This window comes from Pseudomonas sp. GL93, assembly GCF_003408955.1.
In the GTDB taxonomy this organism is placed as follows: domain Bacteria; phylum Pseudomonadota; class Gammaproteobacteria; order Pseudomonadales; family Pseudomonadaceae; genus Aquipseudomonas; species Aquipseudomonas paracarnis.
The window spans coordinates 39,627-50,978 of record NZ_NKRF01000016.1 but is presented as its reverse complement, the minus strand read 5'-3'; the positions used below and the strand labels follow the sequence as shown (position 1 = coordinate 50,978).

The 11,352-nt window shown below is 61.1% G+C and carries 14 protein-coding genes; 8 read left to right on the top strand and 6 right to left on the bottom strand.

Features of this window, described 5'->3' with window-relative positions; translation table 11 throughout:
* Positions 1-226: 226 nt before the first annotated feature.
* The gene (gene glp, locus CER19_RS04090) at positions 227-1,453 is read right to left on the bottom strand and encodes a gephyrin-like molybdotransferase Glp (RefSeq protein WP_116665496.1); all 1,227 of its coding nucleotides are present in this window, start codon (positions 1,451-1,453) and stop codon (positions 227-229) included.
* Positions 1,437-1,976, bottom strand: a complete 540-nt coding sequence (gene moaB / locus CER19_RS04085; protein WP_014717696.1) for a molybdenum cofactor biosynthesis protein B — start codon at positions 1,974-1,976, stop codon at positions 1,437-1,439. The genes glp and moaB overlap by 17 nt, the downstream gene beginning before the upstream one ends.
* Positions 1,977-2,052: 76 nt before the next feature.
* On the opposite strand from moaB, the gene mobA reads away from it, so the two are divergent.
* The gene (gene mobA, locus CER19_RS04080) at positions 2,053-2,655 is read left to right on the top strand and encodes a molybdenum cofactor guanylyltransferase MobA (protein WP_116665498.1); all 603 of its coding nucleotides are present in this window, start codon (positions 2,053-2,055) and stop codon (positions 2,653-2,655) included.
* Positions 2,656-2,734: 79 nt separating this feature from the next.
* Positions 2,735-2,956: a YgdI/YgdR family lipoprotein gene (locus CER19_RS04075; protein WP_003189935.1), complete on the top strand. Its 222-nt coding sequence runs from the start codon at positions 2,735-2,737 to the stop codon at positions 2,954-2,956.
* 55 nt (positions 2,957-3,011) lie between these two features.
* Here the strand turns inward: CER19_RS04075 and CER19_RS04070 are convergent, their stop codons facing one another.
* The 3 genes from CER19_RS04070 to CER19_RS04060 form a co-directional block, all read right to left on the bottom strand.
* Complete coding sequence (locus CER19_RS04070; protein WP_116665495.1) at positions 3,012-3,902, bottom strand: pseudouridine synthase; 891 nt, start codon at positions 3,900-3,902, stop codon at positions 3,012-3,014.
* A 68-nt stretch (positions 3,903-3,970) separates the two neighbouring features.
* Positions 3,971-4,306, bottom strand: coding sequence for a hypothetical protein (locus CER19_RS04065; RefSeq protein ID WP_003189932.1), 336 nt, complete (start codon positions 4,304-4,306; stop codon positions 3,971-3,973).
* A gap of 74 nt (positions 4,307-4,380) precedes the next feature.
* Positions 4,381-4,617 (bottom strand): glutaredoxin family protein, encoded by a 237-nt coding sequence (locus CER19_RS04060; RefSeq protein ID WP_116665494.1) that lies wholly within the window; start codon positions 4,615-4,617, stop codon positions 4,381-4,383.
* 240 nt (positions 4,618-4,857) lie between these two features.
* On the opposite strand from CER19_RS04060, the gene CER19_RS04055 reads away from it, so the two are divergent.
* A complete protein-coding gene (locus CER19_RS04055; RefSeq protein WP_116665493.1) occupies positions 4,858-6,594 on the top strand; it encodes a monovalent cation:proton antiporter-2 (CPA2) family protein in 1,737 nt (578 codons plus the stop codon).
* On the opposite strand, the gene CER19_RS04050 is transcribed toward CER19_RS04055, so the two are convergent.
* Entirely contained in the window at positions 6,581-7,789 is a 1,209-nt protein-coding gene (locus CER19_RS04050; RefSeq protein ID WP_116665492.1) for an ammonium transporter, read from the bottom strand. The genes CER19_RS04055 and CER19_RS04050 overlap by 14 nt on opposite strands.
* Positions 7,790-8,134: 345 nt before the next feature.
* Here CER19_RS04050 and CER19_RS04045 point away from each other — a divergent pair, with 345 nt between their 5' ends.
* From CER19_RS04045 to CER19_RS04025, 5 genes are all read left to right on the top strand, one after another.
* Positions 8,135-8,449, top strand: a complete 315-nt coding sequence (locus tag CER19_RS04045; RefSeq protein ID WP_003189926.1) for a YqjD family protein — start codon at positions 8,135-8,137, stop codon at positions 8,447-8,449.
* Between the two features lie 2 nt (positions 8,450-8,451).
* Entirely contained in the window at positions 8,452-8,856 is a 405-nt protein-coding gene (locus tag CER19_RS04040) for a phage holin family protein (protein WP_005786473.1), read from the top strand.
* Entirely contained in the window at positions 8,853-9,194 is a 342-nt protein-coding gene (locus tag CER19_RS04035; protein ID WP_014717689.1) for a hypothetical protein, read from the top strand. Before CER19_RS04040 ends, CER19_RS04035 begins: the two co-directional genes overlap by 4 nt.
* 165 nt (positions 9,195-9,359) lie before the next feature.
* Complete coding sequence (locus tag CER19_RS04030) at positions 9,360-10,691, top strand: deoxyguanosinetriphosphate triphosphohydrolase (protein ID WP_116665491.1); 1,332 nt, start codon at positions 9,360-9,362, stop codon at positions 10,689-10,691.
* A 168-nt stretch (positions 10,692-10,859) separates the two neighbouring features.
* Complete coding sequence (locus CER19_RS04025) at positions 10,860-11,261, top strand: response regulator (RefSeq protein WP_116665490.1); 402 nt, start codon at positions 10,860-10,862, stop codon at positions 11,259-11,261.
* The last annotated feature ends 91 nt before the right edge of the window (positions 11,262-11,352 follow it).

Here is an 11,352-nt window from a genome sequence, read left to right as displayed (position 1 = left end):
TGTGGGAGCTGGCTTGCCTGCGATAGCGGTGGTTCAGTTTGCCCATTTGCCCCTGATACAACGATGTAGCGAAATGGATATGTACACAATCCAACTGTGCTGACTGCCAGGCCGCCTTCGCGAGCAAGCCCGCTCCCACAGTTGATCGCAGTGCATCAGCTAGAGAGGTGCCGGCTGGCAGGCCGTTATCGCAGGCAAGCCAGCTCCCACATTTTTTAGCGCGCGCTCAGTTCAGAACTTCACTCAAAGGAATGAAGTTGACCCGGTCACCGATGGCCAGCGTGATGCCTTCCATCACCTCCACAAAACCCTCGGCCCAAGCCGCACTGCGCAGCACCCCTGAGCTTTGGTTGCGGTAGATGATCGCCTTGCCCTGTTCGATCCGCCCGCGCAGGTACTCGCGGCGGTTGCCAGCCTTTGTCCAGACGAACCCTGCCGGCACTTCAAAGCGCAGCGGCTGCACCTCCACCACGCCTTTGCGACGCAGCAGATACGGGCGCGCCAACAGTGCAAAGGTCACCAGGGTCGAGGCCGGGTTGCCCGGCAGGCCGATCACCGGCACGCCACGAAAATGCCCGAAGGTCAGCGGCTTGCCCGGTTTGATCGCCAGCTTCCACAGCGCCAGCTCCCCCTCTTCCCGCAGGGCGATGCCGAGGAAGTCCGCTTCGCCCACCGACACACCGCCGGTCGAGAGGATCAGATCAACGCTGCCCAGGCCCGCCAGGCGCGTGCGGGTCTGTTCCAGGTCATCCGGCAGAATCCCGGCATCGATCACTTCGCAGCCCATGCGCACCAGCCAACTGCACAGCACGCGGCGGTTGCTGTTGTAGATTTGCCCAGGGCCCAACGGCAACCCCGGCTCGATCAGTTCATCACCGGTCGACAGCACGGCCACGCGCACGCGCCGCACCACCTCGAGTCGATCACGTCCAAGAGACGCGGCCAAACCCAGCTCGATGGGGCCCAGGCGTGTTCCGACATTGAGTACAGTCTCGCCGACGGTAGTCTCCTGGCCCTGGGGACGGATGTTGTCGCCCATCTGCAATGGCTCGGTGAAACTCACGCGCTGGTCGGCATGTACCACGGCGTTTTCCTGCATCTGCACGCAGTCAGCGCCCTGGGGCACCGGCGCGCCGGTAAAGATGCGCGCACAGGTGCCCGCCGCCAAGGGTTCAGGTGCAGTGCCGGCGAAAATACGCTGGCTCACCACCAAGGGTTCGCCGGTCCAGTCCGCCAGGCGCACAGCGTAGCCGTCCATGGCACTGTTGGGCCACGGCGGCAGGTCGAGTGTGGAGATCAGGTCCTGGGCCAATACCCGGCCATCACATTCAGCCAGGGGCAGCATTTGCTGCTCGCGGATCGGCGCAGCGGCGGCCATGTCCAGTAAACGCTGCAAGGCTGCTTCCACCGGCATCAGGGCGCCGGTTTTACCGGGCTTATCCACGGGATTCACAAGGTTCGGCCTGCTTGAGGTGCGGGACGAAGTTGCATGGGCGGTGACGGTTATCCAGTTGCTCGGCGAGGATGCCGTCCCAACCAGTGCGCACGGCATTGGTGGAGCCCGGCAGGCAGCACACCAGGGTGCCGTTGGCCAACCCCGCCAAGGCGCGCGATTGCACGGTGGAGGTGCCGATATCGGCCACGGAGATCTGGCGGAACAGCTCACCAAAACCATCGACCTGCTTGTCGAGCAGGCAGCTCACCGCTTCAGGGGTACTGTCGCGGCCGGTGAAGCCGGTGCCGCCGGTAATCAGCACCACCTGCACCACGTCTTCGGCGATCCAGTGGGCCACCTGGGCGCGAATCTTGTAGAGGTCGTCCTTGAGCAGCACGCGCTCGGCCAGGCGGTGGCCGGCGGCGGTGAGGCGGTCGACGAAGACCTGGCCGGAGGTGTCAGTCTCCAGGGTGCGGGTGTCGCTGACGGTCAATACAGCAATATTGAGGGGTACAAAGGGCGCATCGGCCTTGGCTTTCATGGCACGGTCCGGTTGTCGAAGGAACAGCCCGATGTTATATCACAGGCCCCTGTTTACCTGCCGCAGCGCAACCGCCATGACTTTTGAATTTTCCTCCCTGCCGTGTTCGATCCTGTTGCTCGCCGGTGGTCGCGGCCAACGCATGGGCGGCCAGGACAAAGGGCTGCTTGAATGGCACGGCCAGCCCTTGATCGCTCACCTGCACCAGTTGGCCCGGCCGCTCACCGATGACTTGATCATCTCGTGCAACCGCAACCATGAACGCTACACACCCTATGCAGACCAACAGGTGAGCGATGACAACCCGGACTTCCCCGGCCCGCTGGCCGGTATCCGTGCGGGACTCTTCGTCGCACGCCATGAGCATCTGCTGATCTTGCCTTGCGATGTGCCGCAGATCGATGCGCGACTGCTCGCCGACCTGCGTGCGACCGCACGACGCAACCCGCAGGCGCCGGTGATGGTACGCCAGGGTGAATGCTGGGAACCCTTGCTGTGCATCATTCCCACGAGCCTGAAAAACCAAGTGGAACAGGCATGGCAAGCGGGTGAGCGCAGCCCGCGCAAGCTCTGGCTGCAACTGGGCGCGGTGGCCTTGGAATGCCCGGCCGATGACCCGCGCCTGGCCAATCTTAATACGCCCGAGCTGTTGCACCCCGGGGCTGGCATGTCAGAATGAACCCTGCACAAGGAACTTTGCCGGCGTCCCGTACGTCACAAGGTCAGCAATTTAAAAGTATTCTCTCGGAGACAAACTCATGACTCAACGGACCATCGCCGCTCTCATGCTTGCACTGGGCCTCGCCACCCTCGCCGGTTGCGCTTCGCCAACAGTGATCACCCTGAATGACGGTCGCGAAATCCAGGCCGTCGACACCCCGAAGTACGATGAAGATTCGGGCTTCTACGAATTCGAACAACTGGACGGCAAGCACACCCGTATCAACAAAGATCAGGTTCGCACCGTTAAAGACCTGTAAGCCTAAGCGCTTGCACACAAGGCCCGCCTCGCGCGGGCCTTGTTGTTCCTGGGGTTTACCAGTCCAGGGTAATCTGGCTGCAAAAGCTGCGCTCCTGACCACTCACCGGGTCGATAAAGCGTACGCCCTGGGCCAGTAGCTTGAGTGGCTTGGCGTAATCGTCCTCGGCATCCTTGATCACTTCGGGGTAGAACGGGTCATTACAGATGCTCGCCCCGAGCGCCGTCATATGCACGCGCAGCTGGTGCTTCTTGCCGGTCACCGGGAACAGGCCGTAGCGCCATAGATCAGCGTTTTTCTCGCGCACCTCTACCGCCGTCTCGGTGTTGCTGGCACCCGGCCCTTCCTGCATGCGAAAGAAAGGCTCGCCATCCACCAAACGGCTTTTGTGCACCAAGGGGAAGCTGAGGTGCGGCAAGGCCGGTGCGATGGCTTCGTAGAACTTGTCGATACGTCGCGTGGGAAACAATTGCTGATAGGCCGAACGGCTGTGCGGGTTGGCCGAGAACAGCACCAACCCCGCCGTATGCCGGTCGATACGGTGCAGAGGCACCAGGGCGGGATTGTCCAGGCGCCGGATCAAGCGCCGCAACAAGGTGTGCTCGACGTACTCGCCAGCGGGTGTCACTGGCAGGAAATGCGGTTTGTCCGCTACCACCAGGTGCTCATCGGCGTACAGGATGTTTTCCTGCACAGGGATCACTTTCTCGTTGGGCACTTCGCGAAAGTAATAAATGCACAAGCCTTCCTTGTAGCCCAGGCCCAGGCTGATCGGGCTGCCATTGACATCCAGCACCCGGCCGCGGGCAATGCGGTCCAGCCACTGTTCACGGCCAATGGCCGGGAAGTGTGCGCACAGGCAATCGAGCACCGTCACCCAGGAGCCCGGCGGCAAGTACAGGGTGCTGGCTTGGTGCTGGGAGGGGGAAAAAACGCAAGTGGACATGCCGACGCTCAAAGCCTGGAAACAAGCGGGCATTATCGCCCATGGCGCGCGATTGCCTAGGGCCTATCTCAGGCCTTGGCCAGTTGAGCGCGCAGCACCGGCGAGGCGCTTGCCGCCTCGGTGAATTCCTTGAGCCAGCGCAGTACGTCCACCGCTTCCCAACGGCCTGGGTCATACAGCGCGTAGAGCAAGCCCTGATAACCCACCACATCCAGCTGTTTGTGATAACCGGCGCGCTGGAACAGCGCCTCGATTTCCGCGAAGCAGGTGTTGAAATGCACTTTGTTAAACGGTGTCTTGCCTTCCGTGACCAGGCCATCGAGGCGCAGCTCGTTCACCGCGTCGCGCACCACATCGGCGGACATGCGATTGACGCTGCTTTTAAGTTGTTCAACATTCACCACGGGCGTTCCCTCTATTCAATCGCTGTACGAATATACAGTAACTTAATATTTGGAAAGCCGCCATCGCATAAATATCAGCTTAGGAAGGTAACCACCTGCGCGGTATCGAAAGGCCAGTCCAGTTCCGCCCCGGTGTCCGTGCGGCGAAGCACCGGAATCCGCAGGCCGTAGACATCTGTCAGGTCCTCGGGATCGGTGATATCCACCAGCTCCACCAACAGCCCGTGTTCGACGAGCGGCATGACTTCGGCTTCGGCGATCTCACACAGATGGCAACCCAGGGTGCCGAACAGCTGGCATTCAGGAAGCATGATGAAAGGACTCGGTCACAAAACGAATCTCCATTCTAAGCCCAACAAGCCCCTTGTAGGAGCGAGCTTGCTCGCGAAAAACCCGAGTTCAGCGCGGACTCCCCAGAGCACGGCGCTGGCGTTGACGTTTTTCGCGAGCAAGCTCGCTCCTACGATGCAAAAAGCCTGATCCAGATCACCATGGCCTATAACTGATTCAGCGATTCTCGCGGCTTTTTTGCCGCTCGCCCTGCAACGGAGATGCCTGTGTTCGCCAACCTGCTGATTATTCTGGCCTCATCCCTGGTGGTGATTGCGCTGTTTCGCCGGCTGCAGCTGCCGCCCGTGCTGGGCTACCTGTGCGTAGGCCTGGCAGTGGGCCCCACCGCGCTGGACTGGGTCAATGACAACGAAGACCTGCCGGACCTGGCCGAGATGGGCGTGGTATTCCTGCTGTTTTCCCTGGGGCTTGAGTTTTCCCTGTCGAAAATGTTGGCGCTGCGCAGCGTGGTATTTGGCCTGGGCAGCCTGCAGGTGCTGGGGTGCGGGGCACTGCTGGGCGTTTTGTTGATGAGCTTTGGCCTCGCGCCTGGCATTGCATTATTGCTGGGCGCAGGGCTGGCGCTGTCGTCCACGGCCATTGTCAGCAAGGAACTCACCAGCCTCGGTGAAATTTTCAGCAGCCATGGCCAGAACGCGATAGGCGTGTTGCTGTTCCAGGACGTCGTGGCGGTGTTGCTGCTGACATTGGTGCCGGTATTTGCCGGCAGCAGTGACCAAGCCTGGTACTGGGCGCTGCCGCTGACCTTGGGCAAGACCGTGGTGCTGTTCGTGGGCCTGTTGTTCGCCAGCCGCTGGTTGCTGCCGCGCCTGTTCCGTGAAGTCGCCGCGTCGCACTCGGCGGAGTTGTTTGTGCTGCTGGCGCTGGTGATTGTCTTGCTCACCGCCTGGCTCACCCACCTGCTGGGCCTGTCCCCTGCCCTCGGTGCATTCCTGGCCGGCATGTTGCTGGGGGAAAGTCATTACCGACACCAGATCGAAGCGGATATCCGCCCGTTTCGCGACATTCTGCTGGGGCTATTTTTTGTCAGCATCGGCATGCTCATCGATCTGCAGTTGTTCGTCAGCCACAGCCTGTTGATCCTCGGCCTGACGCTTACGTTGATGCTGGTCAAAGGCATGGTCGTCGCGGCGCTGGTCAAGTGGCGTAACAGCGACACCGAAACGGCCTGGCGCAGCGGCCTGGCACTGGCCCAGGGCGGTGAATTCTGTTTTGCACTGATGGCGCAGATGCAGCAGAGCCGGTTGATTCCCGATGAGTTCAACGGCCTACTCCTGGCTGCCACCTTCTGCTCGATGCTGTTGACACCGCTGCTGTTGCGGGCGGCACCGGCCATTGCCCTGCGCCTGCACCGCAAGCCCAACCAGCAAGTGCAACTGGAACACATCACTGCGCTCAACGCCCAACTGCATGGGCACGTGGTGATTTGCGGCTATGGCCGGGTAGGCCAGTCCATCGGGCGCTTTATGCGCCGCGAACAACAGGCATTTATCGCCCTGGATGATGACCCCGAACGGGTGCAGGAAGCCGCCACCGAGGACAGCAGCGTGCATTACGGCGACTGTCGCCGTGGCGCGTTGCTCAGCGCCGTCGGCCTGGAACGGGCGCGGTTGGTGGTGATCGCGGTGGACAACAGCGATGTCGCGCTGGTGGTGCTCAAGGAGGCACGGCAGATCAACCCAGACGTGCCGATCCTGGTGCGCACTCGCGATGACAGCCAGTTGGCCGAACTCAAGGGCGCGGGCGCCAGCGAAGTGGTGCCCGAGTTGTTGGAGTCGAGCCTGATGCTCGCCTCCCACGCCCTGATCCTGCTGGGCCTGCCGGACCAACAGGTGCAGGCGCGAGTGAACGAAGTACGGCGCAACCACTATCGCCTGCTACACGGTTTCTCCCCACCGCCACACACTGACGAAGACGCGCCGATCAGTCCTGACTGACCGCGCCGATCTTGTGGATCGACAGGTCCGCGCCGTAATACTCCTGCTCCTGGCTCAAGCGCAGCCCTTGCACGCGCTTGATCACGCCGTACACCAGCAAGCCGCCGCCAAACGCCACGACCACCCCCAACCCGGTACCGATCAACTGGCTGATCAGGCTCACGCCGCCCAGCCCACCCAGGGCGGCCTGCCCGAAGATGCCGCAAGCAATGCCGCCCCACACACCGCACAAGCCATGCAATGGCCACACGCCCAGCACGTCATCGATCTTCCAGCGCGACTGGGCAGCGATAAAGCACCACACGAACAGGCCGCCAGCCACCACGCCCGTGACCAGCGCGCCCACAGGGTGCATCAGGTCGGAACCGGCGCAGATTGCCACCAACCCGGCCAGGGGACCGTTGTGCAGGAAACCGGGATCGTTGCGGCCAATCACTAGGGCGGCCACGGTGCCACCGACCATGGCCATCAGCGAATTGACAGCCACCAGGCCACTGACGCCATTGAGGGTTTGCGCGCTCATCACGTTAAAGCCGAACCAGCCCACGATCAGAATCCACGAGCCCAGCGCCAGGAAAGGAATGCTCGATGGCGCAAACGCCACCAGGCGCCCTTCGCGATACCGCCCATTGCGCGGGCCCAGCAGTAACACCGCCGCCAGCGCCAGCCAGCCGCCCATGGCGTGCACCACCACGGAACCTGCAAAGTCGTGGAAGCTGGCGCCAAAGGTTGCGAGCAGCCAGGCTTGCAGGCCAAGGTTGCCGTTCCACACCAGGCCTTCGAAGAACGGGTAGATAAACGCCACGATCAGCGCGGTGGCACACAGCTGCGGCGCAAACTTCGCACGCTCGGCAATCCCGCCGGAAATGATCGCCGGAATCGCCGCGGCAAACGTCAGCAGGAAGAAAAACTTCACCAGGGCGTAGCCATGATCGGCGCTGATCACGGCGGCCGGTTGCAGGAAGCTCACACCGTAGGAGATCCAATAGCCTATAAAGAAATAGGCCAGCGTTGAAATCGCAAAATCACTGAGGATTTTCGACAAGGCGTTGACCTGGTTCTTCTGGCGCACCGTCCCGACTTCAAGGAAGGCAAAACCGGCGTGCATGGCCAGCACCATGACCGCGCCAATCAGGATGAACAGGGTGTTCGAACTGTGGACGAGGGTGTCCACCGCACTTTGCAAGTTTTCCATGGAGGTTGGCAGGCCTGCATCAAGGCAAAAAGCACCAAAGCGGTTCAAGCCAGGGTTTCGCGCACTAAATTGGCACCGCCGGCTTCGCCCCTCTTCAGAGGGCGTGAACCGCTTTAGCGCAGCGATCAACACAACAGGCCGTTGCCGACAGGGTTTTTCCGCGAAATTAAGTGATTTAGGGTAAGGTTTTCCAAGGTTTCCACCTCGACCGCCCGGATTCAGCGCAGGCTCCAGGGCCTGCGCACCAAGGCAAAGCAAAAGCTGTACCACACAATTGCACTGAACCTTCAGCGAACGCCGCGACTCGAAACCACACGTACAGATCAGCTACCCACGGAGATAACCATGGCCGGTAAAACAGCAAAGACTGCTCAAGAGATACTGATGGAGGATTTTCAAACCCTGGTCAGCGATACCGAAAAGTTGCTGGACGACACCGCCGTCCTGGCCGGTGACCAGGCTGACGAGCTGCGCACCAAGATCCACGAGAGCCTGCTCAAGGCCCGCGAGACCCTGCAACTGACCGAAGACTCATTGCGCGAGCGCGGCCAGGCGGCGATCACTGCCACCGAAGATTACGTGCAAGCCAACCCATGGCAGTCGGTCGGCATTGCTGCCGGCGTAGGCTTTTTGATCGGTCTGCTGGCTACAAGGCGCTAACCATGTCTATCGGCGAATCCAGCTCATCCACGAGCGCACATTCCTCAGCAAGCGGTTCAACTTCCCGACGCCTGGGCGCAGCTGTGCTGGGCTTGCTGCACAGTCATGTCGAGTTGTTTGGCATCGAATTACAAGAGCAAAAGGCCCGTACCGTCAGCCTGTTGCTGTTTGCCGGCCTGGCGCTGGTGTTTGCCCTGCTGTTGCTGGTGGGGTTGTCGACGCTGGTGATGATCCTGGTGTGGGACACAGGCTATCGCCTGACCGGTATCATCTGCCTCTGCGTGTTCTATAGCCTGGCCGCTGCGTTCTGCGGCGTGCGCTTGAAGGCGGCGGTGTTCGATGAGTCCACGCCCTTCCACGCCACGCTCGAAGAACTGGCCAATGACCGGGAGCGCCTGCTGCCATGAGCATGACTGAGATCCCGCAAAACACGTCACGCCGGGAAATGCGCAAAGCCTTGATCCGCCTGCGCATGGAAATGCACCGCCAGGAAATCCGTCATGAGTCCCAACAACTCATGGCGCCCCTGCACAAAATGCGCAACATGCGCCACAACTGGCAGGACAGCCTGGGCATCAAGCACGCGCCGTTGTGGGGCGTGGCGGCGGTCACGCTGATGGGCTTTTTTACCGGCAAGGGCGCCAAGGGCGGCAGTATCAGCAGTATTACGCGCCTGGTGCGGCTGGGTGCCGGGTTAATCCCGCTGATCAAGTTGGCCATGCAAGGCGCTTCGCGCAAAAGCTGACCCTTGTGAGCCGCTGACCGCAATGACCAGACACCTGCTGGTCATTGCGGTTTTTTGCGCTGCCTGTTAATTGATACCGACACGGCCGGCCGCTGGATTCGCTTGCCCCATAAAGGCCGAACCGGGAAGCTGGCACTGTCATTCACCTTACGGAGAGCCCGCGCCTTGGATTGGCCCACCCTGCTGACCCGCGAACGTCTTGGAAAAACCCTGCACAGCCCTGAAGAACTGGGCCGCAGTCCCTTTCACAAAGATCACGACCGCATTATTTTCTCCGGCGCGTTCCGGCGCCTGGGACGCAAGACCCAAGTGCATCCAGTGACGAGCAACGACCATATCCACACCCGCCTGACCCATTCGCTGGAAGTCAGCTGCGTGGGGCGCTCCCTGGGCATGCGCGTAGGCGAAACCCTGCGCGGCGCCCTGCCCGACTGGTGCGACCCGAGCGACCTGGGCATGGTGGTGCAATCGGCCTGCCTGGCCCATGACATCGGCAACCCACCGTTCGGGCACTCTGGCGAAGACGCCATTCGCCACTGGTTCCAGCAGGCCGCCGGGCGCGGCTGGCTGGATGACATGAGCAGCGCCGAACGCAATGACTTCCTTAACTTCGAAGGCAATGCCCAGGGCTTTCGGGTACTCACCCAACTTGAATACCACCAGTTCGACGGCGGCACGCGGCTGACCTACGCCACCTTGGGCACTTACCTCAAATACCCCTGGACCGCCCGCCACGCCGACTCGCTGGGCTACAAGAAACACAAGTTCGGCTGCTATCAGAGCGAGCTGCCGATTCTTGAGCAGATCGCCCACAAGCTGGGGCTGCCCCAGCTGGAGGAACAACGCTGGGCGCGTCACCCGCTCGTGTATCTGATGGAGGCCGCCGACGACATCTGCTATGCGTTGATCGACCTGGAAGACGGCCTGGAAATGGAGTTGCTGGAGTACGCCGAAGTCGAGTCACTGCTGCTGGACCTGGTCGGCGATGACCTGCCACAAACCTATCGCCAACTGGGGCCAATGGACTCGCGCCGCCGTAAGCTGGCGATCCTGCGCGGCAAAGCCATCGAGCACCTGACCAACGCAGCGGCGCAGGCGTTTGTCGAACAACAGGACGCCCTGTTGGCCGGCACGCTGCCGGGGGATCTGGTGGAGCACATGCACGGCCCGGCAAAGCGCTGCGTGCTGGATGCCAAGGACATGGCGCGCAAGAAAATCTTCCAGGACAAACGCAAGACGTTGCATGAAATCGGGGCCTACACCACCCTGGAAATCCTGCTGAACGCTTTCTGCGGCGCGGCCCTTGAACAACATGGCGGGCGCACCCCGTCATTCAAGAACCGGCGCATTCTCGACCTGCTAGGCAATAGCGCGCCAGACCCCGCCTGGTCACTGCACGCCTCGTTCCTGCGGATGATCGACTTCATCGCCGGTATGACCGACAGCTACGCCACCGAAATGGCACGGGAAATGACCGGGCGCTCCGGCCCCCAATAACGACTTCATCAAGCAGCCTGTTCCCTGAAGCGAATTGCCCTACGACGGGAACAGAGCGGCCTGATCGAATTCGTACAGGCACCCGAAGAATAATCACGCGTGCTCCCAACGGACCCGCCGAGTCATTCCTACCGCCCCCATCGACGCTTGCCTTACTGTGTGCTCTTTATGCCCAGCTATTCTCTTCGTATTCTTTTGGTGGAGGATCACCCCTTTCAACTCCTGGCCACCCAGTGCCTGCTCAAAAGCTTCGGCTTCGACCAACTGACCGCGGTGGAAAACGCCGAGCAGGCCATACGCGCGATGAGCCAGTCCGAACACCCTTTCGACCTGATGTTATGCGACCAATGCCTGCCAGACCTGCCCGGGCTTGAACTGGTGGAAATCGCCAGCCGCCGGCGCTTCATCAGCAGCGCCATCCTGTTGAGCGGCTTACCTACGCCAGAACTGGTCAACCTGACGACACAAGCCGCGCAACGAAGTCTCCCCCTCCTTGGCTATTTGCCAAAACCTTTGAACAAAGATGATCTTGAAAAATTAATCGGCTTAACTTTCGACCCCCTCATGTAGGATTTTAAACATCCCTTTCAACGAAAAGCGATACGAGGCCCGCCGTAAATTCCCCAGCCTTGCGTCTTGTCATGATCGGCCTCGAAACGCT

Excerpts from the sequence above, each read along its gene's own strand:
- moaB (WP_014717696.1), bottom strand. The coding sequence starts at position 1,976 with ATGAAAGCCAAGGCCGATGCGCCCTTTGTACCCCTCAATATTGCTGTA.
- CER19_RS04045 (WP_003189926.1), top strand. The coding sequence starts at position 8,135 with ATGGCCGGTAAAACAGCAAAGACTGCTCAAGAGATACTGATGGAGGAT.
- CER19_RS04040 (WP_005786473.1), top strand. The coding sequence starts at position 8,452 with ATGTCTATCGGCGAATCCAGCTCATCCACGAGCGCACATTCCTCAGCA.
- CER19_RS04060 (WP_116665494.1), bottom strand. The coding sequence starts at position 4,617 with ATGCTTCCTGAATGCCAGCTGTTCGGCACCCTGGGTTGCCATCTGTGT.
- CER19_RS04025 (WP_116665490.1), top strand. The coding sequence starts at position 10,860 with ATGCCCAGCTATTCTCTTCGTATTCTTTTGGTGGAGGATCACCCCTTT.
- CER19_RS04075 (WP_003189935.1), top strand. The coding sequence starts at position 2,735 with ATGACTCAACGGACCATCGCCGCTCTCATGCTTGCACTGGGCCTCGCC.
- CER19_RS04050 (WP_116665492.1), bottom strand. The coding sequence starts at position 7,789 with ATGGAAAACTTGCAAAGTGCGGTGGACACCCTCGTCCACAGTTCGAAC.
- CER19_RS04055 (WP_116665493.1), top strand. The coding sequence starts at position 4,858 with ATGCCTGTGTTCGCCAACCTGCTGATTATTCTGGCCTCATCCCTGGTG.
- CER19_RS04035 (WP_014717689.1), top strand. The coding sequence starts at position 8,853 with ATGAGCATGACTGAGATCCCGCAAAACACGTCACGCCGGGAAATGCGC.
- mobA (WP_116665498.1), top strand. The coding sequence starts at position 2,053 with ATGACTTTTGAATTTTCCTCCCTGCCGTGTTCGATCCTGTTGCTCGCC.
- CER19_RS04070 (WP_116665495.1), bottom strand. The coding sequence starts at position 3,902 with ATGTCCACTTGCGTTTTTTCCCCCTCCCAGCACCAAGCCAGCACCCTG.